Consider the following 26,250-nt stretch of genomic DNA (forward strand, 5'->3'; position numbering starts at 1 on the left):
CTACAAAGCTCAACAGTATGGGGTTAACGTCATCACAACGGAAGAGTCGTACACGTCGAAAGCCAGTTTTTTAGATGATGATCCTATTCCTGTTTGGGATGAAGGGAAGCCTCCACCTGTATTTTCAGGAAGACGGGTGAAGCGGGGTTTGTATCGAGCATCTACGGGTGTACACGTGAATGCAGACCTCAACGGAGCAGCCAATATTTTAAAAAAGGCGATTCTCCAGTTTTTCAAAGAGCGAGCCGCTTCCCTCCGGTCGGTGAATGTGTGGCAACCCACTGTCTTCTAAAAAAGAAGTGCCAAAGGCAAGACCAATGGCATAGAGGGGCTGGGCGTAATCAGGTCGCCAATGTGTCAGCTCCACAAACGTTAAGCGTCCCTTTAGGTCGATACGTTAGAAACCCCCACTTCAAGGAAGCCCTATGGCAGAGTAAGTGGCGGGAGTATTCATGGTTCATTCACCAAATGCCCCTTCCTCATTAAATATCGATGAACATATGAAAAGTGTTGAAATAGAGTTAGGTCCAAGTTACATAAATTCTTGTATGATTGTGCTTGAAAAAACAAAACCAATTGGAGTCATTATGCCTCATATAGAACCTGGCACAAAGGAAGAAGGTAGGTTGTTCTATTTTGGGATTATTCCAAGTGAAAGGGGTAGGGGAAAAAGTAAGCAACTTCATAGGCAAGCTTTACAAGTCTTAAGGGATGACTTTCAAGCGTCGTACTATATTGGTAGTACAAGTCAAAACAATGAACCTATGCTCAAAACGTTTATGGCCAATGGATGTAAAGTAATAGAAAAAAGTAAAGTTTATAAAAAGAAAAGGGTATAAAGCAGCTGATAAACGATAGGGGTGGCTTAACTGAACAGATAATATTTATAAGCTATAAAAATGATTGACAATAAGGAATTTTATGATTATTCTAAAACAAATATAGCGGATGATGATTGTGGGAGAGTGTAAAGCAAAAAGCCGCCGAAGGAGCAAGTTCCAAAAAGGCCCTTGGAACCAATCTCTCAGGTAGAAGAACCACAATGGGACGCACCTCTGGAGAGCGCGTTTATAAAACGTCACCAAAGGGGAAGACTCTATTGATTGTAGAGTTAAACTCTCAGGTAAAAGGACAGAGAAGGGAAAATGCTACCCTTCTCTGTCCTTTTTTTACGTGCAGAAAAGGGTGGTGAAACGTTAAAACATAAAATATCAAGGAGGAGTTTGATGAGTTTACAGCAAAATGATCCAACCATTTTTGAAGCTATTAAAAAGGAAGAAAATCGCCAGCACCAAACATTAGAGTTAATTGCGTCAGAAAATTTTGTTAGTGACGATGTATTAGAAGCAATGGGTAACGTGATGACCAATAAATATGCAGAAGGTTATCCAGGCAAACGTTACTACGGAGGGTGCGAGTTTGTCGATATAGCCGAACGAACAGCCATTGAACGTCTAACACAGCTGTTTGGTGCAAAGTACGCGAATGTACAGCCGCATTCGGGTGCACAAGCAAACATGGCCGTCTTTTATTCACTGCTTCAGCCTGGTGATAAAGTGATGGGGATGAACCTTTCACACGGAGGGCACTTAACACACGGAAGTCCAGTCAGTATTTCAGGAAAATGGTTTGATGTGGTACCTTACGGAGTTCGAGAGGATAACCACTTGATTGACTATGATGAGCTTGAAGCGATAGCAAAAAAAGAAAAGCCGAAATTAATTATCGCAGGTGCGAGTGCTTATCCAAGAAAAATTGACTTTGCTCGTTTTAAAGAAATTGCCGATCAAGTCGGTGCGAAGCTCATGGTTGATATGGCTCATATTGCAGGTCTTGTAGCCGTAGGTCTTCACCCATCGCCAGTACCGTATGCCGATGTTGTGACAAGTACAACCCATAAAACACTACGGGGTCCGCGCGGCGGGCTCGTTTTAACAAACGATGAAGGGATGATTAAGAAAATCAATAAAGCGGTTTTCCCTGGCCTTCAAGGTGGACCACTCATGCACATTATTGCGGCAAAAGCGGTTTCCTTTAACGAAGCATTACAACCGAGCTTTAACGATTATGCGAAGCAGGTCATTGAAAATGCGTCAGCACTTGGTGAAACGTTAAGGAAAGAAGGCGCATCACTCGTATCAGGCGGAACAGACAACCACATCGTTCTTTTAGATGTACGTCCGTGGAACTTAACAGGAAAAGAGGCAGAGAAACTTCTTGAGGAAGCGGGAATTACAGTAAATAAAAACACGATTCCATATGATCCGGAAAGCCCATTTGTGACAAGTGGAATTCGTATGGGAACTGCAGCACTTACCACACGGGGCATGAGACAGGAAGACATGGTGAAAATCGGTGAAATAATTGCATCTGTTCTTAGGAGTAAAGCGGACGAAGCGGTGCTTGTAAAAGCAAAGGAAACGACCAAAATCATTTGTGGTTCATACCCATTGTTTGAACAGCCTATGACCGTTTAAGAGTTGTACGAATATTGACAATACTAAATCCCATGTTTAAAATAAAGTCAAAGTAAATACTAATGAGCAAAGAAGCTTCAGATAACTATGCGATTCGTATAGTTCTGGGGCTTCTTTTTTTTCTAAAAGGTAAGAAAGTATAAAATTTTGTAGGCATAGAAGTGATGTCTAGCTCCAGCGCCCAGCCACTTGGATCACTTCAGTCCTCCTGCGGCGGCAACAGCCTCCTCGTCGGTCTTCCAGTGACCTTCGTGGCTAAGCAGGGCGCTTGCGCTTTTCTTATTTAAAAAGGGGGAATTGAAAGTGGACTTTCTACAAATGGCAAAAGAGTTTCAAAGTAGAATAGTAGAAATAAGACGTCATCTNTTAAAAAGGGGGAATTGAAAGTGGACTTTCTACAAATGGCAAAAGAGTTTCAAAGTAGAATAGTAGAAATAAGACGTCATCTCCATCAAAATCCGGAGTTGAGTTTTGCGGAATATAGAACGTCCGAATTTGTTGCAAATATATTAGAAGATGCTGGTGTTGAAGTGGAAAGGAATGTCGCGGGAACAGGTGTAGTCGGGTTAATCAAAGGGAAATCGTCTGGGAAAACAATTGCTTTACGAGCGGATATGGATGCACTCCCAATCGAAGAGCAAACGGAACTTGAATTTGCTTCATGCAACAGGGGTGTCATGCACGCGTGTGGACACGATTTTCATACGTCCATCTTACTTGGCAGTGCGATTCTTCTAAACAAGTATAAGGAGAAGATTAATGGAACGATAAAACTCATTTTTCAACCGGGAGAAGAGAAATTGACAGGGGCGACGAAAATGATAGGAGCTGGTGTACTTGAAAATCCTTCGGTCGATGCCATTGTCGCCCTGCACTGTTGGCCGGAATTACCGGCCGGAACAATTGGTATAAGAAGGGGGCCGATTACAGCCGCAGCCGATTTTGTAAACATTGAAATTAAAGGTAAGGCAGGTCATGCGGCGCATCCTCACAAATGTGTGGATCCAATTGTGATTGCTGGTCATGTCGTATCGACGTTACAAACCGTCATTTCAAGAGAAACATCACCAACTGACCCTGCTGTTCTAACAATTGGTCAAATTATGGGCGGTACAGCACCAAATATAATTCCGTCGAGTGTAAAGCTTTCAGGAATGATTCGAACCGTTAATCCAGATCTTCAGAAAAGAATGCCTGAAATCGTTAACCGCATTGTAAGCAAAACAGCGGAAAGTATGAACGGAGAAGCGGAAATTGACTATACATCTGCTACACCCCCTTTAATTAGTGATGACAGCATGGTAGCGTTAATAGATAAGGTCGCTACTGATTGTCTAGGTGAAGAACGTTTAGTATACCTCGAAAATCCATCTTTGGGCAGTGAGGATTTTTCGTTTTATGTTGAAAATACGCCAGGTGTGTTATTTCGGTTAGGGACACATAATGAAAGGAAAGAATCGCTGCTTCCTTTACATAACTCCGGTGTTGTATTTGATGAAAAAGCACTTCCGATAGGGGTTGCGATCATGTGTGAATCGGCTGTCCGGTATTTAAGTTAAGCAATCGTCAATAAGAACTGTAAATGAATCCATTTTGGAAATATTTAAATAAGAAAACAGCGCGCTATCGGATGTTTCGCGCACTGTTTTTGGTTTCAGTCAATAGTTATTGATTTGACAACAAAACCTTTTCGTCTGTTCCTAGTTTAATTGTAGATTCAGTTGGAATCCATAAACCGGTGTTTTCATTTCGGCCTTGAAGGATAAACTTCGGATTGTTTTTACCGATACGTTCCGCTGCCGTTTTTGAAAGTTCCCCGATTTTTCCGTCACTCACGCGATTGATAATCAAGCGAAGTTTCGTATCTTTAAACTCGGTTAACATTTCATAATCCGAACTGCTGTCACCTGCGACAAATAAAGGCTCTTGACCGTCTCTTTTGCTGGCGATTTCGTTTAGAATACTTTCTGTTTTTCCGTGCCCCGCGGTAAATGGATAATTTTCCTCATAAGCTGATTGTATCTTTCCTTCTTCTTTCTTTAATCTCATCCCAAATACATTTTCCTTCGGGAGCTTATAACCATACTTAGGGTTTGTCGCAAAGACTTCGACAACTTCTTCCATTGAAGCGGATACCACAAATACATCAATACCATTCTTTTGGAAGGTGTGCATTAAATTAGAAATTTCCGGTGTTAAACGTAGACCGGTTGTATGGGAAACGCTTACTACACCGGCATCTCCAACAAGAGACTCCGGACTTGTCATTGTTACTTCTGAAATACGTGCACCTAAATTGAGATCATTGGACGTTTCCGCCATTTGTTGTACTTCTTCAACGGTCATGTTCGAAAATAAGTAGAGAACCCATGGATAACTGACGTCAGTGCTATACGTACCGCCAATCGCTTCATAGAGGAAATACAACTTCGCTTTAAAATCTTTAAATTGATCAGTCGTGTGTATCGCATCGAGAGACTGATTACCTTTTAATCCTTCGTAATGGTCATAAAGATACTCATAATCTCGTTTCAGATCATCCGTTATCTCTTCAAGAGTAATCGTGTCTCCCTTGTCGTTTTGATAGTCTTCTGAAAATGGACCTTTTGGAATGTTAGTTTGTATGACTTTGTAAAACTGCTCAGGTGTTAATTTGAATTTCAAATGTTCAATTTGATAGTAGAAAAGGGCTTCTTCTGTGTCATTCATAATACTTGTATTATCCCAATCGAAAATAACATACGGCTTCTTTTTCGGATTATAATCAGGGCTTTGGATACTGTGTTTTTTGATTAAACTTTGAATCGCTTCATATGTATCAGGGGCCCATTTTCCTTGATCCAACACATGAACAGTTTGTACATCACCCCCTTTTGTACCATTTTCCTGTTTTGTTTTCGTTACAGATGGAGCAGTTGACTGTGTACATCCAATTGTTCCGAAAAGAAACATGACAGCGATTAAAATTGTGGTAATGCCTTTCAAAAACATTCCTTTACCTAACATTATTCAAATTCCCCCTTAAAGTTTGTGTTCAAAAAGGAGGATAAAAAGAGCCGAGTAGTTCGAGGCGCGACAGTCTCGAGGACCGAAACGTATACTATTAATACGTGAGGACCGGAGAGACCGAGTAACGAAGAAATACGACAGCTATTTTTACCGGACTTTTTGAACAACCTCTTAAATAGCAAAAAAGCGCCTATTCCAACAGTTGCATAACCGTTGTAATAGGCGCCTTTGCCTTGTTATTATTTTGCAAAATAAGCGTACCATATATACAGAAAATTTGGAACAATTTATTTTTTCAAAAAATTACTGTTGATTAGTATGTCGGATCATTGATTTCCATTATAAGAATATTGACAAAAAACAAAAAACAATATAAACTATGCAATATAAGTAAATAACGAAAAAAGCTAAGGGGCTTTCAGTTTACTACACATTTGTGTAGAATTGAGCCCTTTTTTTGCTTTCTAAAAGCTCCAAAGAAGGAGAACACGCAGTCATGAGATCGATCGAACAATTATGTCAACAACACACAACGTTATCGAAAACCGATATTGAAATCATTTGCAAAATGTCGGAAACGTTGCAGCATACCGCTGATTTATCCCAAGCTAATTTGTTTATCGACTGTCCTGTGAAAGACGGCGAACATGCGATTGTAGTGGCGGAAGCGGCACCACAAACCGTACCTTCGCTTTATCAAACATCTGTAATTGGTAAGTTTGCATACCAATCTTTCGAGCCTGCTGTCGCTTACACACATCAAACGGGCAAACCGGCAACCCGTAAACGAGCGATTACGCAAGAAGGACAAGTCGTCAAACAAAGTGTCGTGCCGATCAAGAACAAAGAACGAAACGTAATCGGTTCCCTCATTCTAGAGCAAGATGTTAGTGAACAAGTTTATCATGAGAACAAATTGAAAGCGCTGTCTCAGACGACGGAACAATTAAGTGAGACGTTGCTTGGCCTTACGGAGAAAGACTCGATCATTTCAGACACGATTCAAGAATCTCTGTTTTTAATTGACCCAAATAGGACCGTCGTCTATGCCAATGTAAGAGGACTGCATTTGGCAGCCGAAATGGTAGGTGTGGAAGAGGTTATCGGAATCCCTATCACAACGATTTGTCCTTTTTTGGACGGCATAACGTTTTCAAACGAGATCGTGTCATTAAAAGAGGTAACCGTTGACAAAAAAGTGTTTGAGCTCAAGCGGATTTGTTTAAAGAAAAATCAAGGGATTTTGTTAATTATCCGTGATTTGACGGACTTACGAAATAAAGAACGGGAATTAATGGTTAAGTCGGCTGTCATAAAAGAAATGCATCATCGGGTCAAAAATAATCTTCAAACCGTCGCAAGTCTTTTGCGATTGCAAAAGCGAAATGTCCCGGGAGAAAGTCAAGGCTATTTTCAAGAAAGCTTAAACCGAATTTTAAGCATTGCCGCCGTTCACGAAGAACTCCTTGCGGCTGAGAACGACCTTGAAGAGATCGAAATTCAACAACTGTTAAAGCGGATTGGAAACATGTTAATCCGAAATAAGGGCTATCTCAACATTTCGATTGAATTTAGTGGCGAATCAATAGTATTAAAGTCTGATAAAGCGGTTTCACTTGCGTTAATTTTTAATGAGTTGATTCAAAATTGTGTTAAACACGCATTTAGCGGGAGTGTGGAAGGAATAGTTGTTGTACACTTTTCCGATTCCGACGGTTGGATTGAAATGGTTGTCCAAGATGATGGAATCGGATTTAACCCTAACGGGAACCAAACCCTTGGGTTAACAATCGTTGAAGAAATTACGAATCATGACTTAAAGGGCGGATTTTCGATTGCGAAAGGAACGGAAAAAGGAACGAGAGCATCAATCAGATTTCCAGTTAATGGGGTGAATGAATGTGACAGCAAAGATCTTACTTGTTGAAGATGAAGGGATTTTCCGGTTAGATGTCAAAAGAATGTTGGAAGATGCGGGTTATGAAGTCGTAGGAGAGGCAGGTGATGGTGAACAGGCCATTGAACTCGCTCATAAGCTCCTACCCGATTTGATTTTGATGGATATTAAAATGCCCAAATTAAACGGACTGAAGGCGAGTAAAATTCTTTCCACTTCATTAAACATTCCAATTTTGATGCTTTCAGCTTACAGTCAAAAAGAATTCATTGAAAAAGCGAAACAGAAAAACATTGTCGGGTACTTAGTAAAGCCAGTTTCTGAATCGAATCTAATTCCAGCAGTTGAAGTGGCACTATTTCAAGCAAGTCACATCCAAGAATGTGAAACAAAAATTGGGTCGTTGAACGACAAATTACAGTCACGGAAAATGATCGAACGAGCGAAGGGCATTTTAATGAAAGAAAAGAACTGGAATGAAGACCGTGCATACGAAAAAATGAGAACGATTAGTATGAATAATCAACTGTCGATGGAAAAGATCGCAAAAATGATCATTCAAAAGTATCAAAAACAAGTGAATTAAACAAGGCAAAGGCGCCTAAGCTGTGCAAACTCGATTTGCGTGGCTTAGGCAATTTTTATTAAGAAATCTTAATACAGGAGGGGAAACGTACTATGCTGCAAACGATGAATCATATGTGGATTAATGGAGAAAAAGTCGGTTTACAAAATACGATAGACGTCATAAACCCGGCAAACGGCAAGGTAATCGATCACGTACCCAATGCAGGTAAGAGCGAAACGAAACTAGCAGTGGATGCTGCATCAGAGGCGTTTAAAACGTGGAGCAAGCTTCCTCCAAAAGAGCGTTCGAAGTTTTTGCTCAAATGGGCTGATCATTTATTGAACAATCGGGACGAACTTGCTTTAATCCTGACGGAAGAACAAGGTAAGCCGCTTTCGGAATCAAAAGGCGAAATTGAAGGGTCAGCAGAGTTTATCCAGTGGTATGCAGAAGAAGGTAAACGAATATACGGGGAAGTTATCCCAGGGTCAAGTGAAGAACAACGTATTACGGTACTCCGTCAACCTGTCGGGGTATGCGGGATGATTACCCCTTGGAATTTTCCTGGGGCAATGATCGCAAGAAAAGTCGCACCAGCGCTTGCTACAGGTTGTACGGTCGTGTTGAAGCCCGCGTCACAAACGCCGAGAATTGCAATCGCGATGTTTGAACAGCTTATCGCAACAGGGATTCCAAGCGGTGTTGCCAATATCGTCACAGGGAATCCGAAAATGATCGGTGAAGCGCTTTTTGAAGATGAACGGGTACGAAAAATATCTTTTACTGGTTCAACAAATATCGGGAAACAGTTGATGAAGCAAGCTGCTGATCAAGTGAAGCGCATTTCATTAGAACTCGGGGGAAATGCTCCAGCGATCGTCTTCCCTGATGCCGATCTTGATAAAGCTGCAGAAGCCATTGTCGGGAACAAATTCGAAAATTGCGGTCAAATGTGTAACGGTATTAACGTCATTTTCGCTCACGAAGAAATTCAAGCCGATTTAACGGAAAAAGTCATTTCACTCGTCCAGGAGCTTCAGGTTGGTGACGGTAAGGATCCTGTCCAACTTGGCCCTCTCGTAAATGATGACGCAGTCAAAAATGTCGAGCGTTTGGTCAATGATGCGAAACAAAAAGGTGCTGAATTGCTAATTGGCGGTGAAAGGTTGAAGGACGGCTCTTATGCTTCAGGGTCATATTACGCGCCAACCGTTCTTTCAAACGTCACACTTAACATGGATCTAACGAAAGAAGAAATCTTCGGCCCTGTGGCACCGATTTTACCTTTTAAAGAAGAAGAGGAAGTCCTGCAATTTTCAAAACAAAATCAATGTGGACTTGCGGCATATTTCTTCACCCGGGATATTGGCCGGGTATACCGTTTGGCGGAGCAGCTCGATGTCGGAATGGTCGGCGTCAATGGGACGCAGCTAAGTGTTCCGCAAGCACCGTTTGGCGGAATTAAGGAAAGTGGCATGGGAAGAGAAGGTGGTCATTACGGGTTAGAAGAGTTCTTAGAAGTGAAATACATCTCGTTGACACTTGAAAACGAATAGAGGGGGAGTCCGAAAATGATCAAACAAAATATTGCCGAACCGACAGTCGGACAAAATCGTAAACAGTCAGGGTTGATTTCAAAGGAACAATTGATGGATGATTTACAATCAGGTCACGTAGATACGGTCCTTCTGGCATTTTGCGACATGCAAGGACGACTAATGGGGAAACGGTTAACAGCCGAATTCTGTTTAGAAAATAATATCGACAAAGGAACGCACTTCTGTAATTACTTAATGGGTACCGATTTCGAGATGAACACCCCACCTGGATATAAATTGATGAACTGGGAGAAAGGCTATGGGGATTGGACCGCGGTTCCGGATTGGACGACGCTCCGTATCGTACCTTGGTTGGATAAATCCGTGATGGTATTTTGTAATGTCGAAGACGCCAAAACCGGACAAGAGGTGGCGGTTGTTCCAAGAAATCTATTAAACAATCAATTGAAAAAGGCAAAACAAAAAGGGTACAGCTTCATGATGGCAAGTGAATTGGAGTTTTACATGTTTAATGAGACGTTTGAGTCGATTCATCAAAAAGACTATCAAAATATGGAGCTAGCAGGTCATTATAATGAGGATTATAACTTGCTTCAAGGAACGAGAAACGAACCGTTTTACCAAAAAATCAGACGAAATATGGCAGCAGCTGGCTTACCAGTAGAATCCTCAAAAGGTGAGTCCTGCTCAGGGCAGCATGAAATTAACTTGCGCTACGGTCAAGCCCTTACAGCAGCTGATAATCATATCATGTTTAAACACGGCATTAAAGAAATGGCCATTCAGGATGGTGTTTCGGTGACGTTTATGGCAAAACCGGATCACCAGTGGACAGGATCGAGCGGTCACATTCATCTTAGCCTTTGGGATACGAACGAAGACAACAATTTGTTTTATGATTCTGAAAACACGGACAATCACATGTCTCAAGAAATGCGCTCGTTTTTGGCTGGTGTTCTCGCATATACAAGAGACTTTTCGCTATTCTTTGCACCACATATTAATTCATACAAACGATTCCGTACCGAAAGTTGGGCACCGGTAAACATCGCTTGGAGCCATGACAACCGTTCATCAGGATATCGTATCGTCGGAGAAAATAAAAGCTTAAGACTTGAAACGCGGATTCCGGGTGCGGATGTCAATCCATATCTTGCCTACACTGCTTTAATCGCCTCAGGATTATATGGAATTGAACAAAGGCTTGAACTGCCGGATGAATGTAACGGCAATGCATACGAACTTGATGTACCGAAAATTCCGTCGTCTCTTTACGAAGCGATTCAATGCTGGAAAGATAGCGATATCGTGAAAACGGTATTAGGGGAAGAAACATTTGAGCATTATCTTTATGCTGCTGTTACAGAACAACAAATGTATGATGGCATTGTCACAGAATGGGAAAGAAAACGTTATTTTGAGCAAGGCTAATTCATTAAATCATTAAGAAGAAAAGACGATCAGGGAGGCATGAAAATGAGATTAGAAGAGAAAGTATGTATTATTACTGGAGCCGGTGGTGGTATGGGGAAAACAGCGGCGAAAATGTTTGCAAAAGAAGGCGGAAAAATTGCCGTGTTCGAACTGAATGAAGAACGCGGACAAGAAACGGTCGATGAAATAAAAAAAGAAGGAGGAGACGCCACCTTTTTCCAGTGCAATGTCACAGACGAAGAAAGTGTTAAACAAGCCGTCTCGCGTACTGTACAACAATACGGACAAATTGACGTTTTGTACAATAATGCCGGAATTATGATTGAAGAAGATCATTCTGTTATCGACACGACCGTCGATGTATGGAACAAAGTAATGGACGTTAATGTAAAAGGAATCTTCTTAACATCTAAATATACGATTCCAGAAATGCAGAAAAGGAAGTCAGGTTCGATCATTAACATTGCTTCATTTGTCGCACATATGGGCTGTAGTGTTCCACAAGATGCATACACCGCATCAAAAGGAGCGGTCGTGTCATTAACGAAGTCGCTTGCGATCCAGTTTCGTCCACAAGGGATTAGAACGAATGCGATTTGTCCGGGGCCAATTGAAACACCTTTATTAATGGAATGGCTTGTGAAGGATGAAGAAGCGAAAAAAACTCGGTTAAGCCGTCAACCGAGCGGCCGTTTCGGTAAACCGGAAGACATCGTTTATTGTGCAATGTATTTGGCGTCGGGTGAGTCAGATTGGACAAACGGTGCGATTCTAAATGTAGATGGCGGTATTACGGCGAACTATTTCTAAGGCTTTTTAGTCAAATGGGGTCGAACAATGGATGGTCGACACTTTGTTCGACCTCTTATACCAAATTGGGGGAGTGGTTCGATGGCAACGAATCAAGGTGAAAATCAAAGTTTAAAAAGAGCGTTGAAACCGATCCATCTATGGGCAATTTCAGTCGGAATGGTTATCTCTGGACAATATTTCGGCTGGAATTACGGGTTTGAGCAAGGTGGAACGATCGGTTTAATAATAGCGGCTATTTTTATCACGATTTTTTACACGGCATTTATTTTCAGTTACTCCGAATTATCGACGTCGATTCCGCATGCCGGTGGTCCGTCCGCATATGCCAGAAAAGCAATGGGTCCTTTTGCTGGTTTCATGACCGGAATGTCTGTATTGATCGAATTCGTTTTTGCACCGCCTGCGATAGCAGTAGCGACAGGAGCCTACATCAACTTTTTAATTCCTTCTATTAACCCCGTATATGCAACAGTCGCTGTATTTGTCTTTTTTATCCTTATCAACATGATCGGTGTCAAAGGTGCCGCATTAATCGAAATGACAGCGACCATCATCGCTTTAATTGGACTTGCAACGTACTATGCTGCAGGTGTTTCCCATGTAAAATGGGAGTACATTGTGAACTCAAATGCGTTTCCGAACGGATGGACAGGCGTTTTTATGGCGATGCCGTTTGCGATCTGGTTTTATCTAGCCGTTGAAGGCGGTGCGATGGCAGCTGAGGAAGTGGAAAACCCGAAAAAGGATATTCCAAAAGGATTTATCGCCGGCATTGCGACGCTTACGTTATGTACAATCGGAACATTGTTAATTACGGCAGGATTGGGAGGCGGAATTGGTCAACCGGCTGATAATCCGTTACCTGAGGCACTCGTTTCTGTATATGGAGACACACATTTCCTTCCAAAATTAGCTGCGATTATCGGCCTTGCAGGACTTATTGCGAGTTTGCACGGAATTATTATCGGTTACTCAAGACAGACGTTCGCACTTTCAAGAGCAGGCTATTTACCGAAATTTCTATCGAAGCTTTCCAAGAGACAAATTCCGACGTGGGGATTGATTCTTCCAGGTGCAATCGGTGTCATCGCCGCGGGGAACGCCACATTTGCAAACCAGTTAATTATTTTAGCCGTGTTCGGAGCGGCAATGATGTACTGTTTAAGCCTCATCTCGCTGTTCGTATTACGGATAAAAGAACCGGATTTAAAAAGACCATTTAAAGTTGCTTACCCTTGGGTACCCACGCTTGCCTTGATATTGGGGCTGTTCTCGTTATTCTGTGTTATCTATTACAGTATTCTAGGGTCAACGTTGCCGCTGTTTGGATTGGACGTACCGCTTTTAATAGTGTTAGCGGTTATATACGGCGGAGCGATTGTATACTATTTTACAGTTTCAAAACATAAGCTGTTGCCGATCGATCAAGAATTTGGCGTTCTTGATGAGTTGGATGAGTCTGGAGCCGAGGTGGGACAGAACCAAGGGAAAGACGCAGGTGTAGAAGTGATAGAACAGTGATATTGAAGTAAGCAATTTTAGAAACGCTTACTTTTTGAAAAAGTAGTGTAAAAAGAAAAAAGCGCTTGTGCTGGGAACTGGAGCTAGAGATTACGCCTATGTAACTAAAATATTTATAGTTTCTTCCGAAAAAGAACTAGAGTAGAGGCGTATTTTCTCTACTCTAGTTCTTTTTGATAATTACAACGGATCTTCTTGACAGTGATAATGATTATCAATTAGAATGTTTAATAGAGAATGAAAATCATTATCAATATGAATGGCTGATAACCCATAAAAACTATTCTTTTTGTGTGATGTAGATATAGCCCAAAGTTTACTATTTGAATTATGGAGGATAGATACATGCGTTCTTTACTTATCGTAGGTGCAGATCATTTAGGTGTTATTCCCGACAAATTAGTATCTGTTGGATTTGATAAAGTCGTACACATTAGTGGAAGAAAAGTACAAATGGTTAAAAAAGGTATACCAGAAAATATTAGTTCTATTCTTGTATTAACGGATTACGTTAATCATAATCTGTCAGCAGTTATAAAGCAGCGGGCTAAAAATCAAGCTATTCCCATTTTTTATGCTAAGCGTTCTTGGTGTTCGATATATCAAGCTATTAAAAATGTAGTATAGGATTAAATTTTTTCTTTTTGTTGAGAATGGTGATCATTATTTCGGAGGGGATATAAATGGCAAAGATAATTCTGATTTTTGCTAGCATGAGTGGTAATACAGAAATGATGGCAGAAGCCGTTGCTGAAGGTGTGCGAGAGGTGGGGGAGGACTTAGAAGTAATAGATATTATGAGTGGGCCAGAAGCGAATGAATTAGAAGGTTATGATGGGATTTTGTTAGGAGCTTATACTTGGGGAGACGGTGAATTACCTGATGATTTTTTGAATTTTTATGATGAAATGGAGAGCATTAATTTAACAGGAAAAAAAGCAGCCGTTTTTGGTTCGTGTGATTCAGCCTATCCACAATACGGTGCAGCAGTAGACATCATAATGGAAAGGCTTAGAGAGCGAGGGGCGGAGGTGTATCCTCATGGACTAAAAGTTGAATTAACACCAGAGAAGGAAGAAGAAGAAGCCTGCCGAACGTTCGGGAAGAAATTTGTTACATTCTTAAGAACCTTAATTGTTTAAAGGAAAGGGAGGATCAACTAAATGACAAGCAGGCACCCACTAGTCTCTGTGAAAACTATGACCGATTATCACTTAGAGTCGTTTATAAGGTGTCCTTATAAATATTATTATCAACATGTTTTATTGTTAAATCCCATCCAAGTAAAATGGAGACAGGTTATTCAATTTATAATTAATCAGGTGGTCCAGAACTTTTATCAACTTCCACTGGATGCACAAAACAAATTTAATGTATTGAAATTGATCGATAGGTATTGGAAAAACGTAAGTCCACAGTTATTCGAATCGAAGGTACACTACTACATGGTTTTAGCAAAGACAACAGATCATTTGCTTCAATTTTTATCTATGAAGAAAAAGCAGAAGCCACCGTTATTTTTGTATCAAAAATTGAATACCTATATTGAGGAACTGGAAACTCAACTTTCATTAACTATTGAATTAGCAGAATGGTCAACCTATTCTTTTACTGTAAAAAAATTCCTTGTGGAAGCAGACGAGGAAATGATCCAACTATATAATCACTTAATGGTTGTATTTTCGAATGAAGCATTTGGAAAACTTCCTGAAAAAATTGAAATCAACACTCTATTAGAGGGTAAAAAATATACTTTTTCACCAACAATGAACAATGTTGCTCAAGGAAACATGTACCTAAAGTATATGAAAGATCTTCTGCAACATCCAAATGACTATACAAAAACAAATTCACTAACAGAATGCAGGAGTTGTCCTTTTACACACAAATGTAAAGACAGTCCAAGCAGCTTTAAAGGGATTAACAGACGAAATGAGGATTTTTTGCACTGATCGTATCAAAAAGAAAAGTCCTTTTGATATGGAGTTTCAGTTCAAAATTTCGAAACTATACCATTAATGGGAGAGAAGAGAATGTTTGGACATTTAATCGCAGTAAAAACGTTTGAACATCAAATTGACTGTTTTTGTCCGGGTGGTGATCATGCGAATTTTTTAACAATTAATAAAGGAGATATAATCGAAGTCACTAATGAACGTAAATTCACGATGGCTAACGGATGGTATTTTTTAGTTGGGATCAATGACCTATGTATTTTCTACATAGCCCTCGAAGATTTGGAGCAGTATTTTATGAAAGAACGACTTTTATCTGTCTTGGAAATAGACTTAAAGATAAACTATTTCCAATTTAAGATAAATGAAACACTTGATACAGGGGATGAAGCGTCTTTTCTGAGTTATACAAACAAATTAATTGAATCAAGTGAACTTCAAGTGAAATTGGAGAATTATTTAAACAACGAAGCAGTAAACCATACCACATAAAATGTATTTAATGAGCAAAATTAAGAAACAAAAATTAGGTCATCGACGTAAAAATTCTAAAGGAGATTATGAAAATGGGTGATATTTTAAATAAAGTAAAAGTAATAATGAACCGAAAAGAACAGTTGATTCAACAAATGTTAAAATTGGAATCCTACAAATCAACGGACGATCGTCAGTTATATGAGTTAACATTAAGTGAATTAGAATATGAATATAAAAAGATGTGTAAATAATTATTCGAAAATTCGCTAAAAACCTATACTTGACATGGCATTTGGCCTAAAGTACTATACCGAGCACTTGATGAGGCTGGTTTTAAGCATGAGTATCAAATCTATAATGCGAAAGAAAGTCCAGACCACTTACACTGGTTACACACTGTTCTTTCGAATGCTAAAGCATTGTTGGTGGAACCTTCCACGGACTTGATTCTAAGTATCTCCAATCCTATTTAGACGAATTTTGCTATCGATTTAATCGAAGCAAATTCAAAGGAGAATGGTTTAGCCGTTCTGTTACATTGTGTGCATCAACAAAGACAATTACTTATACTGAGCTAGTTTAGATAATCATTTTTATTTATTATATAGGAATCGAAATAAGTAATATTATTGTTTTGGATATTAAATAATGAACCTGATTTCCTTAAACTAGATCGATATTCTTTTCATCATTTCTTTTAAAAAGATACTAATTAATTTATTCGGCCTTACCGATTATGGTTAGGCCGTTCTCAGTACCAATTAAAAAAATAGGCCAACTTCTCTCAGTTAAGAAGCGATAGAAGTTATTGTTCTTAAATCCAGCTTTGATAAGTGATTACATTATTCCAGCAAGCCAACGAAGAAAAATAATTATGTAGATTAATTAACAATATTGTAAAATCAACCATATTAATTTAAATTGATAATAATTATCATTATCATTTTAAGAAGAAAGGGTTGAATTTAACTTGTTTAATAGAAATCAGTTGTATAATATGGTTTTTCATATAGAAGAGGTTAGTTACAAAAAAATAGAAAAGTCTTTTTCTTTGAGACAGTTAAAAAAAGAACGAGAAAAAATAATTATGTATGTAGTAGATGGTAAAGCAGAATATATGACCAAGCAGGAAACGACTGCTATAAAAAAGAACGACTTCATTATACTTCCTTCTGAGGCAAAAGGAAGTATAAATCTCCTTACAGCTGTATCATTAAATATATTTTTGATACGCTTTCAATGTGCATATGTTTCTTGGGAAAAAGGCAACTGGATCTTAAAGGATAATAACCTATTAGATGTGTATCAAACAAATATCAGAATCGGTAGTATAGTACAGCAACAATTCGAAAAGCTTTGCGAAATAATTTTAAACGAAGAAAATGGTTATAGCCAACAAGGTACAACGAATTCCCATTTTATTAAACTTCTAAAATTGGTCTATAAAGAAGTTGAGACCCAAGCAAATTACTTCAAAAAAACAAATAATATTGCAGAATCAATTTCTCAGGTGAAACTTTATCTTGACGAAAATTATGCAGAAAAAATTCAAATTGAACAAATGGCACGACTAGCAGAAATGAATACATCTTCTTTTTATCACTACTTTAAAGAATATACAGGAATGACGCCGCTGCATTATTTAACGAATAAAAGACTGGATCAATCAAAAAAAACGCTCTTGTCAACTAATATTGAGATTTCTGAAGTTGCTAGAGGGGTTGGATATGAAGATGAGTATTATTTTAGTAGGGTATTTAAAAGGAATATAGGTATTTCCCCTATTATTTTTAGAAATTCATTAAGAAAGAAGGTAGTAATTTTGACTCCTGTTTTTATTGGTGACTTTTTAGCTCTAGGCGGTGAATTATCCAGTATTTGCGCTTTGTCATCAAATAAATCGAATCATAAAAGCTTGTTGAAAAAGGTCTCTAAAATTAAATTTGACTTAAATGAACTGCAATGTCTAGAGCCTGATTTGATTGTTGGTTCGAATGAATTCAACCATTATTATGAACACCTTACGCAAATTTCTCGCACTGCACTTATCCCAGTTAAAAATAACACATGGAAAGATCATCTTTATCAACTTGCTGAAAGTTTAGAAATCAGGGAAGCAGCACATTCTTGGCTTCGTCAATATGATCAAGAGGCAAAAATATTGCGAGATCAATTGAAGAAAAAACTAGCAGATCAGACCGTTCTTGCAATAAGACTAACAAATAATCATATTCGAATTTTTGGAGAAAAGAGAAGGAAAATAAGTGATGTACTCTACCGAGACTTAGAGCTAAATCCGCCCAAAAATATAAAAGGCATGCAGTTTAGAGATATTACGTGGGACGTATTAAATGAGTACCGAGCAAATCACATTCTCCTTTTTGCAGATCACGACACAAAGGTTGAAATCGATCAACTTCAAACACTATTTAATAGTAATATTTACCATTTTAGGGAATTTCCATTTCTCACAAACTCAGCGATGGGAAATGCTCGACTTCTATCAGAAGTAAGAATGCATTTATGTTAAGACATTTTGGAGAATTGTAAAATAAAAATAGAGTATTGTCCATTTTCAAGTGGATTTTTTTTTGTCATAATTCAATTGAAAATGATTATCATTATTGTTTGTTGGAGGTAAATGAATGAATAGAGTACCAGAAATGGCAGTCGCTAACATGATAAAAGAAAGGCGTTCCATTAAAAAGTTTAAAGAGGAACCCGTTCCACATGAGTTAATTTGTGAGTTGTTAAATATTGCTGTTTGGGCTCCCAATGATGGACTGAGAGAGCCTTGGCGTTTCATCTTATTCCTTGAAGAAGGAAAAAAGCAATTAGTGGACGCAATTGTTCAAGAATTAGGTAAAGGAAAGGTGAATGCGAAAAAGAGTCCTGAACAATAAAGGAATATATGGAACGGATCCCTGCTCATTTACTGGTTGTGATGAACGAAGATCCTCGGCAAAAAGAATGGGAGGAGGATTTCGCAGCTATGAGCGCACTGATTCAAAATTTTCAATTGGCAGCATGGGAACAAGGTATCGGTGTAATTTGGAAAACAAACCAATATATTTATTCACCAAATTTTCGTACCCATGTTGGTGTGAAACCTGGAGAAAAGATTGTGGGGCTCCTACATATTGGCTTTCCATATGCAATCCCAATAGCAAAACAAAGAACGGCTGCAGAAGAAAAGCTGACAGTGATAAAAGACTAGAGGAGCAATGGAGCATGGCGAGCATTCAGACGAAAAATAGCTATCAAGTTCGTGCAAGACCAAAAGCTGCAGCAGCTATTTTATTGATCGGTTTGATGGCGATTATTCTCGCAATGGCGGCCTCGATTATGATCGGTGTAAGAGAAATTTCCTTAAGCACATTATGGCATAGTCTCTTTTCCTTTAATCCCGAGGATGAATTGCATGAAATTATTAGGAGCATCCGGTTGCCAAGGGTGCTTGCTGGGGCATTGGTCGGGGCTGGATTTGCAGTGGCAGGGGCAATGATGCAAGGAATGACTAGAAATGGTTTAGCAGATCCCGGCCTGCTTGGAGTAAATGCAGGGTCAGGTTTTGTTTTAGTCCTGGTATTTGCTTTTTTCCCTAAACTGCCATTTGAAGCGATGATTATATTTTCATTTATTGGGGCTGCTCTAGGAGCAGGACTTGTTTATGGAGTTGCCTTTTTTGCAAAAGGAGGGCTTTCACCCGTAAGACTTGTTCTGGCAGGAGCAGTTATTGGATCTTTACTAACTGGTTTAAGTCAAGCGATCACTTTATTGTATCAAATTACCTATGATCTTACTTTTTGGTCAGCTGGCGGAGTATCGACGGCTGACTGGCTTCAAGTATCAGTTATGGCACCATGGATTGCAGGGGGAATCATTGCAGCTTTCATTCTATCTCGTTTTATTACAATTTTAAGTCTTGGTGAAGAGATTGCGATTGGATTAGGACAACGGACAAAGCTAATAAGGGGTTTAGCCACTTTAATCGTGTTAATTTTGTCAGGTGCAGCGGTCTCAACAGTTGGTGGGGTAGGATTTATAGGGCTTATCGTTCCACATATCGTTCGATACCTGGTTGGTGTAGACTACCGTTGGATTATTCCTTGTTCAGCAGTGATTGGGGCTTTGTTAGTTGTTCTTGCTGATATTGGGGCTAAAACAGTCAATATGCCTTATGAAACACCGCTTGGATCGATTATTGCTGTCATTGGTATTCCTTTCTTCCTTTACTTGGCGCGTAAAGAGAGGAGAGAGCTTGCATGAAGCCAGATATTTTTCAGCAAAATCGCAAAACTCACAGTATAAAAATGATGATTGTCTTTTCTGGTTTAGTGATCATTTCCTTTATTATAAGTATGAATTCTGGGACCTTCAGTATGTCCCCCATTGAAGTCATTCAAACTCTGGTTGGTGGTGGCACCCATCAACAAAACCTGGTTCTTTTTAACTTACGCCTGCCGAGAATGGTCATCGCCGTTTTAGTAGGAGCAGGGTTAGCGGTCTCCGGAGCTATTTTACAGGGGATTTCACGAAATGATCTATCCGACCCGGGCATTTTAGGGATCAATGCTGGAGCAAGCCTCGCTGTTCTTGTTTTTGTAGCTTTGTTTCCTAACCAAACACAGGGGTCTGCATTCTTAATGCCATTCTTAGCCTTAATCGGGGCTGGGTTCACTGCGATACTCATCTATCTTCTTTCTTTTAAAAAGAATAAGGGAATCGAACCTACAAGGTTATTGCTTGTTGGGATAGCGGTTGCAGCGGGAATTAGTGCCATTACGATCATCTTAACGTTAAAACTTAATCCTCGAAATCTAGAATTTGTCGTGATGTGGCAAATGGGAGATCTATGGGGATCCAATTGGAAGTTTGTGCTCGCCCTACTACCTTGGACGATCCTTTTACTGCCTTTTGTATATTACAAGTTTCCTATTTTAAACTTATTCAGTCTTAATGACCATCTTGCCGGTAGTTTAGGGGTTTCAATTGAAAAAGAGAGACTCATCTTACTTGGAGCAGCAGTTGGTCTAGCGGCTTCCAGTGTCGCAATAGGAGGAGGTATTGGCTTTATTGGGCTGCTAGGTCCACATATCGCCCGCAGGATTGTCGGACCGCAGCATCAGTTTATGCTTCCTATTTCAGCATTGGTCGGTTCTCTTATTGTCTTAACTTCAGATACGATTGCCAGAAGTATTATGGAAAACACAGAAATACCAGTTGGGGTTGTGATCTCCCTTTTAGGAGCTCCTTATTTTCTATATTTATTAATAAAATCAAAAGCATAATTGGAAGGATGAGAATGATGAAAAAGAAATTAATGGGGATATTTTCGGTTTTATTGTGTGTTTTGCTCGCAGCATGCGGAAGTACGGAAACGGAAGAAACGAGTCAAGCGGCAGCTGCTGAAGAGGATCAAAAGGAAGAAACAGAAGCAACATCTCAATTCCCAAGGACTATTCAGCATGTGAAAGGGGAATTTGAGTTAGAAAAGAAGCCAGATAGAATTGCAAGTGTTGACATTATGATAACAGATTACCTGCTTGTATTAGATGAAGCGCCTATTATGTCAGAAGGTATTAGCACAAAAGAAAGATCAGACATTTTTGCTAAATATGCAGAAGGAAAAGATATCGCTGATCTTGGTGGACATGTCAATTTGGAAACAATTGTAGCAAATGCTCCAGATGTCATGCTGATGAGTAGTGAAAGTAAAAAAGTCGATAAATATGATGATTTCAATAATCTTGCTCCAACGATCGTCATTGATTTTTCTAAGGGAGTTCGTTCTCGTCTTACACAAATAGCTGAAATTGTTGGGAAAGAGGATAAAGCAAAAGAACTGATTGCTGAATTTGATAAGCAAGTAGAGGAAGCAAGTGTCGTTGCAGCGGAACATAAAAATGAAACCATTCTTTTCCTCATTTCAAATGGGAAGGATTTCACAGTGATGAATCCGAAAGATTTTCCTGTTTATTATGATGAAATCGGTTTAACAGCTCCTGGAGGGTTGCCAGAAGAGAAGAATGGAAGAATCGGCGTGGAGGCATTGACGAAGATTAATCCGGATCATATCTTTATCGCAGAAAATAGAAGACAAATGAATGCAGACGATAAAAATGGGCTTATTCATATATGGAATGATAATCCAGTTTGGCAAGGGCTGCATGCTGTTGAAAACAACCAAGTATACACGATGGATACACTTGCTAGCGATACCTTTTTCTTAGGACAAATAGCTGGAGTGGAAGCGGTCATTCAAAATCTCGGAAAATAAGAGATTCATAAGAGGTGAAACGAAGTGTTTGTAACACAGGAGCTAAATATTGGTTATAGTGAAAACCTTATTGTTGAAAATCTAAACGTAACGATTCCAGTTGGGAAAATTACCGCATTAGTTGGAGCAAATGGGTCAGGCAAGTCCACGATTTTAAAGGCAATAGCCCGACTATTAAAACCGAAAAGAGGTTCGGTCTACCTTGACGGGAAATCGATCTACGAGGAAAAGACAAAAGAAGTAGCCAAAAGACTTGCAATTTTACCGCAAAATCCAGTGGCTCCAGAAGGATTAACGGTGTCTGAATTGGTAACCTATGGACGTTTCCCCCATCAAAAGGGTTTTGGGTCACTCACGAAGAAAGATAAAGAAATCATTGAATGGGCGATAGAAATGACGGGTATGTATGAATTTGTTTACCAAGCCGTTGATCATTTATCAGGAGGGCAACGGCAACGAGCATGGATTGCTATGGCGATCGCTCAAGATACCCCTGTTTTATTTTTAGATGAACCGACGACCTTTTTAGATATGGCTCATCAAATTGAAGTACTAAACTTATTGAAGAAACTTCATCATGAAGATAACAAAACGATAATTATGGTAGTCCATGATTTAAATCATGCAAGCCGCTATGCACATCATATGGTTGGAATTAAAAATGGAAAAGTCGTGAAAACGGGAACACCTGAAAAGGTTATGGTGCCTGATACTTTAGAAAATATATATGGTGTTAAAAGTGACATTATAAAAGACCCTCGCAGTAATCGGCCATTGTGCTTACCATATGGGCTATGCTCTAAAGATAAACTAAACCAAAAAATAAATCATGAGGTGTTAATCTAGCAGTCATTAAACCCCCGCTTAGCGGGGGTTTTCCATTTTGGAATTACTAAACCAGTCAATCATACTAAGTTTGATTGAACAGTGACTTTGTTTAATTCACTATTTGCGCGAGTCATATTCACAGCCAATTCCGGTCGAATTCCTGTCAAGATCACCTTTACGCCAAGTAATCCTAACGATTTCACTGATAAACATTTCGCACCTACTTGTGTCTTTAATCGCCAACATTCCTATCGATATGATCGTTTTGATCAGAAATATGAAACACTCAAATATACTCATCCAAGCGAGTGCAAAGACTTTCCTTTAGCTAACGAAGGTCTCTGTCAAAAGGTATACAAAGTGAAAATCACGACAGATCTTAGAAAATATACAGCACCAGCCCGAGGGTCCAAAGCTTGGAAAACCTTATTTAAACGTTGTACCGCGGTAGAACGTGTAAATGCGTATCTCAAGGAATATTTTCAACTAAACAATGTTCGTTATCGTACTGGAAAACGTGCCAAGGTTCACTTTGATCTAGTGACGTTAGTTTATAATGCATCAAAATTAGCTGTGGACCGTTTGGCTTGGCTATTTTTAATTTCGTAAGGTTGTTCATGCTAAATGCATGTCAAATCTCGATCGAATAATTTATCTTTTCTATCAATAAACCCAACTCTATTCTCATAGTCAATGGGCATCTTCAGTATTTCTTTTAGCAAAAGAGGTATTCTTATTTTCATAGAGAATATAAAGACTGAAATTGGAAATTCAGGTATCAATAACCCTTAAAAAAGGAGGATTTTGAATGCTGCATTCTGCATTAAAAATGTACGACTACCACGTATGGGCAAATGGCGTTATAATCGATCGTTTAAAGGAACTTCCAAAGGATATTTATCATAAGGAAATTCAGACTGGATTTTCTTCAGTATCGAAGGTGTTGTCTCACATTTATCTTGTAGATCGTGGATGGTTTGAGATTGTCTCAGGTAAAAGCATGAAGGAAGCAATGGCGTCCACAAATCAATTAAGAGAACAGGTGGAAACAAAAAGTATTGACGAAATGGAAACCATCTTTTTCGACCTATACAAAAGGTTTAAAGCCTATCTTGACCATCAAGAAGATGTAGAAAAGGAAATTGTAGTTGATAATCCATACGCTGGGATACTTGATACGTCTATTTCTGAATCGGTACTTCATGTTGTCACTCACGGATCCTATCACCGTGGCAATATAGCCACTATGTTGCGACAAATGGGGCACACCTCTGTTATGCAAGATTATGGTCTTTTTCTATATTCTAATAAGGAAACAGATAGTGAAAAGGTCGATAATCTGGAAACTAATTAAACAAAACTTTAGTAGTTTACAAATTAGAGTGATAGTTACGTTTGAAGAGCAATACAATAAAACCGTGCTCACCATGCGAATGATCTTCAAGTCTGAAGAAGAACTCGACAAAGTGGTAAAGGAGTATGGAGCCATTGAAGGTGCAAAATCAACGCTTGATCGACTTGAGGAACTATTGGTGACGTTTTAAGAACCTTCAACCTAAAGGAGGAGTAAGTATCATGAAAAAAATAAGGATTACCTACTGGATTTTCACAGGTCTCTTGTCAGCATTAATGCTCTTAGGTTCGATTCCTGATATCATGTCTACTCCCGAAGCAGTTGATTTATTCAATCATTTAGGTTACCCCTTGTATCTTCTTCCCTTTATTGGAATTGCCAAATTGTTAGGTGTGGTCGCGATACTGACCCCTGGCTTTCCTCGACTTAAGGAATGGGCTTATGCTGGATTTGTAATTGATTTGACGGGTGCTATGTATTCAAGCATATCAGTAGGTGACCCGGCCAGTGGATTGGTGATTTTCTTTTTTGGATACATTTTGATAGCTGGCTCCTATGTTTTCTACCATAAAAAACGAAAAGTATTTTCATCGAGTCATACGGAAAAACTTAACGACAGTGCAACAATTAATTAAAAACATCAAATGCATTAATGGCATTTATCAAAAAAACAAACAAAAAGACTCATACGTACGAGTCCTTTTGTTTGTTTTTTAAAGGAAGAAAGTTTTTAATTTACACGTTAAGAAAGTATAAAAAATACTTTCTATAGTATAAGCGCAACTAAGGCGATCACCTGCGCTAAGGCTTGGTGCTAGCCAAGTTTTCTTTATTTTTCTTTATATATCAATTGTACAATAATACGGATAAAGACCAATAGAATAAAGACGCTTGTAAACGTATATATCCATGTCCATGAGTTGTATTTAATTAAATCAGTATATCTTTCCAAAAGTACCTCAATGATCGTTAAAGCAGTGGTATATAATCCCCCTTGCAGAAGTATATTGAAATATCTTGAGTGATAGGTGGTTCGGTAAAAGTAAAGACAAACAACGGGGAACAAAAGGTATTCATAAAGCAGACTGGAATCAAAATGTTTATTTAGAAATTTTATAGGATAATCAAGCATATTTTCTTCTACAACAATAGTTCCAATTATAATTGAAAAATAAGTGGTCAATAAATAAACAAACAGCCATTCTTTAAACGGCAATTTTCTTAAACTATATAATAATAAAGCAATACCGATAATAAGTAAACCCCACAATATCACTCTTTCCATGCTCAATCCGGCTCCCTTTTCTAAATGGATTACTATATATAATAGCCAAGGTGAACACCTTTATTGCTTTCAGGAAGCAACCCGATTTCATTGGATAGAAAAATCTGTATCAAATGAAATTTTGAATTTTCTACAGTAGAGCAACGCAAAAACCAATCATTAGTGGTTTAGATTGTTTAAAAACAGTCTAAGGGAACGATCCAAATTACTTCGTTCGATTAATTACAAATAATCAAATACAATCAAGTAAAACAATGTGAGGAACAATGATAGCACTAATGCTCGAAATGGATATAGGAAATGTATTCTTAGCAATAAAAACATGACAATCACAAAGAGGGCTGACCAACCCATATTCCAATCTTTGTAATGATTTATACTTCCATTATGAACAGCAATCCATTCTAGGACCAAATAAATGAGTATCCACTTTGCGGTATGAAAAACTTGTGCTCCTTTTGTTTTTGGATAATTCGATAAGAAAAGAAAGGCTGAAAAAGGATTAATAATAAATACATGAAGAAAGTAAACACTTAATTTATCTAACAATAAAAAGTTTGGAAGAGCTTCCCAAAGATGAAAATATGTAAGGGCAAACAATTTATACAACAAATTAGATAGAGCTATAAATAACATAGTAGGATAATACCGCTTCCAGTTTTTCCAGTCTCCTAAATATATAGAAGCTATTACGACAAGTATTGATAACAAAATATGCACTCGTAATTTCGCCTTTCTGAAATATATTCTTTAATAACTATTATTTCCAGTTAAATCATAAATAAAAGGCGAA

Annotated in this window: 26 protein-coding genes, 3 pseudogenes and 2 riboswitches; of the genes and pseudogenes, 26 read left to right on the plus strand and 3 right to left on the minus strand. The window is 38.8% G+C overall.

From position 1 onward, the window contains the following. From NON16_RS19025 to NON16_RS19040, 4 genes are all read left to right on the plus strand, one after another. On the plus strand, positions 1–292 hold a 292-nt coding region (locus tag NON16_RS19025), incomplete at its 5' end, for a transposase (protein ID WP_257351011.1). A 160-nt stretch (positions 293–452) separates the two neighbouring features. Then, positions 453–839, plus strand: coding sequence for a GNAT family N-acetyltransferase (locus tag NON16_RS19030; RefSeq protein WP_257351012.1), 387 nt, complete (start codon positions 453–455; stop codon positions 837–839). A gap of 109 nt (positions 840–948) precedes the next feature. Next, positions 949–1,050, plus strand: a riboswitch (glycine riboswitch). 3 nt (positions 1,051–1,053) lie between these two features. Beyond that, positions 1,054–1,137, plus strand: a riboswitch (glycine riboswitch). Positions 1,138–1,226: 89 nt separating this feature from the next. Next, on the plus strand, positions 1,227–2,477 hold the full coding sequence (glyA, locus tag NON16_RS19035) for a serine hydroxymethyltransferase (protein WP_257351013.1): 1,251 nt from the start codon (positions 1,227–1,229) through the stop codon (positions 2,475–2,477). A 386-nt stretch (positions 2,478–2,863) separates the two neighbouring features. After that, complete coding sequence (locus NON16_RS19040; protein ID WP_257351014.1) at positions 2,864–4,036, plus strand: M20 metallopeptidase family protein; 1,173 nt, start codon at positions 2,864–2,866, stop codon at positions 4,034–4,036. 106 nt (positions 4,037–4,142) lie between these two features. Here the strand turns inward: NON16_RS19040 and NON16_RS19045 are convergent, their stop codons facing one another. Next, positions 4,143–5,483: an HAD family hydrolase gene (locus NON16_RS19045; RefSeq protein ID WP_257351015.1), complete on the minus strand. Its 1,341-nt coding sequence runs from the start codon at positions 5,481–5,483 to the stop codon at positions 4,143–4,145. Between the two features lie 499 nt (positions 5,484–5,982). On the opposite strand from NON16_RS19045, the gene NON16_RS19050 reads away from it, so the two are divergent. From NON16_RS19050 to NON16_RS19155, 22 genes and pseudogenes are all read left to right on the plus strand, one after another. Next, positions 5,983–7,413 carry a sensor histidine kinase gene (locus tag NON16_RS19050; protein WP_257351016.1) on the plus strand — a complete coding sequence of 477 codons (1,431 nt, stop codon included), beginning with the start codon at positions 5,983–5,985 and terminating at the stop codon, positions 7,411–7,413. Next, on the plus strand, positions 7,388–7,969 hold the full coding sequence (locus NON16_RS19055) for an ANTAR domain-containing response regulator (RefSeq protein WP_257351017.1): 582 nt from the start codon (positions 7,388–7,390) through the stop codon (positions 7,967–7,969). Before NON16_RS19050 ends, NON16_RS19055 begins: the two co-directional genes overlap by 26 nt. A gap of 92 nt (positions 7,970–8,061) precedes the next feature. Then, complete coding sequence (locus tag NON16_RS19060) at positions 8,062–9,507, plus strand: NAD-dependent succinate-semialdehyde dehydrogenase (protein WP_257351018.1); 1,446 nt, start codon at positions 8,062–8,064, stop codon at positions 9,505–9,507. Between the two features lie 15 nt (positions 9,508–9,522). Next, complete coding sequence (locus NON16_RS19065) at positions 9,523–10,941, plus strand: glutamine synthetase family protein (RefSeq protein ID WP_257351019.1); 1,419 nt, start codon at positions 9,523–9,525, stop codon at positions 10,939–10,941. A gap of 45 nt (positions 10,942–10,986) precedes the next feature. Beyond that, a complete protein-coding gene (locus NON16_RS19070; protein ID WP_257351020.1) occupies positions 10,987–11,754 on the plus strand; it encodes an SDR family NAD(P)-dependent oxidoreductase in 768 nt (255 codons plus the stop codon). 81 nt (positions 11,755–11,835) lie between these two features. Next, positions 11,836–13,278: an ethanolamine permease gene (gene eat / locus NON16_RS19075; RefSeq protein ID WP_257351021.1), complete on the plus strand. Its 1,443-nt coding sequence runs from the start codon at positions 11,836–11,838 to the stop codon at positions 13,276–13,278. Positions 13,279–13,623: 345 nt separating this feature from the next. Continuing rightward, positions 13,624–13,905, plus strand: a complete 282-nt coding sequence (locus tag NON16_RS19080; RefSeq protein WP_257351022.1) for a DUF2325 domain-containing protein — start codon at positions 13,624–13,626, stop codon at positions 13,903–13,905. A 56-nt stretch (positions 13,906–13,961) separates the two neighbouring features. Further along, complete coding sequence (locus NON16_RS19085; RefSeq protein WP_257351023.1) at positions 13,962–14,420, plus strand: flavodoxin; 459 nt, start codon at positions 13,962–13,964, stop codon at positions 14,418–14,420. Between the two features lie 21 nt (positions 14,421–14,441). Next, positions 14,442–15,230 carry a hypothetical protein gene (locus NON16_RS19090; RefSeq protein WP_257351024.1) on the plus strand — a complete coding sequence of 263 codons (789 nt, stop codon included), beginning with the start codon at positions 14,442–14,444 and terminating at the stop codon, positions 15,228–15,230. An 81-nt stretch (positions 15,231–15,311) separates the two neighbouring features. Then, positions 15,312–15,725: an IDEAL domain-containing protein gene (locus tag NON16_RS19095; protein ID WP_257351025.1), complete on the plus strand. Its 414-nt coding sequence runs from the start codon at positions 15,312–15,314 to the stop codon at positions 15,723–15,725. Positions 15,726–15,799: 74 nt separating this feature from the next. Then, complete coding sequence (locus tag NON16_RS19100) at positions 15,800–15,961, plus strand: Fur-regulated basic protein FbpA (protein WP_257351026.1); 162 nt, start codon at positions 15,800–15,802, stop codon at positions 15,959–15,961. A gap of 156 nt (positions 15,962–16,117) precedes the next feature. Next, a pseudogene (locus NON16_RS25735) lies at positions 16,118–16,213 on the plus strand (transposase); the annotation flags it as partial. 467 nt (positions 16,214–16,680) lie between these two features. Beyond that, positions 16,681–18,240 carry an AraC family transcriptional regulator gene (locus tag NON16_RS19110; protein WP_257351027.1) on the plus strand — a complete coding sequence of 520 codons (1,560 nt, stop codon included), beginning with the start codon at positions 16,681–16,683 and terminating at the stop codon, positions 18,238–18,240. A gap of 133 nt (positions 18,241–18,373) precedes the next feature. Then, positions 18,374–18,927, plus strand: a pseudogene (locus NON16_RS25740) (nitroreductase family protein). A 14-nt stretch (positions 18,928–18,941) separates the two neighbouring features. After that, a complete protein-coding gene (locus NON16_RS19120; RefSeq protein WP_257351028.1) occupies positions 18,942–19,979 on the plus strand; it encodes a FecCD family ABC transporter permease in 1,038 nt (345 codons plus the stop codon). Beyond that, positions 19,976–21,001 (plus strand): FecCD family ABC transporter permease, encoded by a 1,026-nt coding sequence (locus NON16_RS19125; protein ID WP_257351029.1) that lies wholly within the window; start codon positions 19,976–19,978, stop codon positions 20,999–21,001. Before NON16_RS19120 ends, NON16_RS19125 begins: the two co-directional genes overlap by 4 nt. Positions 21,002–21,018: 17 nt before the next feature. Further along, positions 21,019–21,990 (plus strand): ABC transporter substrate-binding protein, encoded by a 972-nt coding sequence (locus NON16_RS19130; protein ID WP_257351030.1) that lies wholly within the window; start codon positions 21,019–21,021, stop codon positions 21,988–21,990. 24 nt (positions 21,991–22,014) lie between these two features. Next, on the plus strand, positions 22,015–22,836 hold the full coding sequence (locus NON16_RS19135) for an ABC transporter ATP-binding protein (protein ID WP_257351031.1): 822 nt from the start codon (positions 22,015–22,017) through the stop codon (positions 22,834–22,836). A 186-nt stretch (positions 22,837–23,022) separates the two neighbouring features. Further along, positions 23,023–23,427, plus strand: a pseudogene (locus NON16_RS19140) (transposase); the annotation flags it as partial. Between the two features lie 199 nt (positions 23,428–23,626). Next, positions 23,627–24,172, plus strand: a complete 546-nt coding sequence (locus tag NON16_RS19145; RefSeq protein ID WP_257351032.1) for a DinB family protein — start codon at positions 23,627–23,629, stop codon at positions 24,170–24,172. Beyond that, positions 24,141–24,362, plus strand: a complete 222-nt coding sequence (locus NON16_RS19150) for an SRPBCC domain-containing protein (RefSeq protein ID WP_257351033.1) — start codon at positions 24,141–24,143, stop codon at positions 24,360–24,362. Before NON16_RS19145 ends, NON16_RS19150 begins: the two co-directional genes overlap by 32 nt. A gap of 31 nt (positions 24,363–24,393) precedes the next feature. Beyond that, the gene (locus NON16_RS19155; protein WP_257351034.1) at positions 24,394–24,807 is read left to right on the plus strand and encodes a DoxX family protein; all 414 of its coding nucleotides are present in this window, start codon (positions 24,394–24,396) and stop codon (positions 24,805–24,807) included. Between the two features lie 194 nt (positions 24,808–25,001). Here the strand turns inward: NON16_RS19155 and NON16_RS19160 are convergent, their stop codons facing one another. Both NON16_RS19160 and NON16_RS19165 read right to left on the minus strand, forming a co-directional pair. Further along, positions 25,002–25,457, minus strand: coding sequence for a CBO0543 family protein (locus tag NON16_RS19160; RefSeq protein ID WP_257351035.1), 456 nt, complete (start codon positions 25,455–25,457; stop codon positions 25,002–25,004). Between the two features lie 222 nt (positions 25,458–25,679). Beyond that, positions 25,680–26,177 carry a CBO0543 family protein gene (locus NON16_RS19165; protein WP_257351036.1) on the minus strand — a complete coding sequence of 166 codons (498 nt, stop codon included), beginning with the start codon at positions 26,175–26,177 and terminating at the stop codon, positions 25,680–25,682. Positions 26,178–26,250: the final 73 nt, after the last annotated feature.

It is taken from the genome of Pseudalkalibacillus decolorationis (assembly GCF_024609785.1).
GTDB lineage: Bacteria > Bacillota > Bacilli > Bacillales > Fictibacillaceae > Pseudalkalibacillus > Pseudalkalibacillus decolorationis.

What these genes read in the sequence shown, in the direction of transcription:
- NON16_RS19030 (WP_257351012.1), top strand. Translation starts at nt 453, where the DNA reads ATGGTTCATTCACCAAATGCCCCTTCCTCATTAAATATCGATGAACAT.
- glyA (WP_257351013.1), top strand. Translation starts at nt 1,227, where the DNA reads ATGAGTTTACAGCAAAATGATCCAACCATTTTTGAAGCTATTAAAAAG.
- NON16_RS19045 (WP_257351015.1), bottom strand. Translation starts at nt 5,483, where the DNA reads ATGTTAGGTAAAGGAATGTTTTTGAAAGGCATTACCACAATTTTAATC.
- NON16_RS19050 (WP_257351016.1), top strand. Translation starts at nt 5,983, where the DNA reads ATGAGATCGATCGAACAATTATGTCAACAACACACAACGTTATCGAAA.
- NON16_RS19060 (WP_257351018.1), top strand. Translation starts at nt 8,062, where the DNA reads ATGCTGCAAACGATGAATCATATGTGGATTAATGGAGAAAAAGTCGGT.
- NON16_RS19065 (WP_257351019.1), top strand. Translation starts at nt 9,523, where the DNA reads ATGATCAAACAAAATATTGCCGAACCGACAGTCGGACAAAATCGTAAA.
- NON16_RS19070 (WP_257351020.1), top strand. Translation starts at nt 10,987, where the DNA reads ATGAGATTAGAAGAGAAAGTATGTATTATTACTGGAGCCGGTGGTGGT.
- eat (WP_257351021.1), top strand. Translation starts at nt 11,836, where the DNA reads ATGGCAACGAATCAAGGTGAAAATCAAAGTTTAAAAAGAGCGTTGAAA.
- NON16_RS19080 (WP_257351022.1), top strand. Translation starts at nt 13,624, where the DNA reads ATGCGTTCTTTACTTATCGTAGGTGCAGATCATTTAGGTGTTATTCCC.
- NON16_RS19085 (WP_257351023.1), top strand. Translation starts at nt 13,962, where the DNA reads ATGGCAAAGATAATTCTGATTTTTGCTAGCATGAGTGGTAATACAGAA.
- NON16_RS19090 (WP_257351024.1), top strand. Translation starts at nt 14,442, where the DNA reads ATGACAAGCAGGCACCCACTAGTCTCTGTGAAAACTATGACCGATTAT.
- NON16_RS19095 (WP_257351025.1), top strand. Translation starts at nt 15,312, where the DNA reads ATGTTTGGACATTTAATCGCAGTAAAAACGTTTGAACATCAAATTGAC.
- NON16_RS19100 (WP_257351026.1), top strand. Translation starts at nt 15,800, where the DNA reads ATGGGTGATATTTTAAATAAAGTAAAAGTAATAATGAACCGAAAAGAA.
- NON16_RS19120 (WP_257351028.1), top strand. Translation starts at nt 18,942, where the DNA reads ATGGCGAGCATTCAGACGAAAAATAGCTATCAAGTTCGTGCAAGACCA.
- NON16_RS19125 (WP_257351029.1), top strand. Translation starts at nt 19,976, where the DNA reads ATGAAGCCAGATATTTTTCAGCAAAATCGCAAAACTCACAGTATAAAA.
- NON16_RS19130 (WP_257351030.1), top strand. Translation starts at nt 21,019, where the DNA reads ATGAAAAAGAAATTAATGGGGATATTTTCGGTTTTATTGTGTGTTTTG.
- NON16_RS19145 (WP_257351032.1), top strand. Translation starts at nt 23,627, where the DNA reads ATGCTGCATTCTGCATTAAAAATGTACGACTACCACGTATGGGCAAAT.
- NON16_RS19155 (WP_257351034.1), top strand. Translation starts at nt 24,394, where the DNA reads ATGAAAAAAATAAGGATTACCTACTGGATTTTCACAGGTCTCTTGTCA.
- NON16_RS19160 (WP_257351035.1), bottom strand. Translation starts at nt 25,457, where the DNA reads ATGGAAAGAGTGATATTGTGGGGTTTACTTATTATCGGTATTGCTTTA.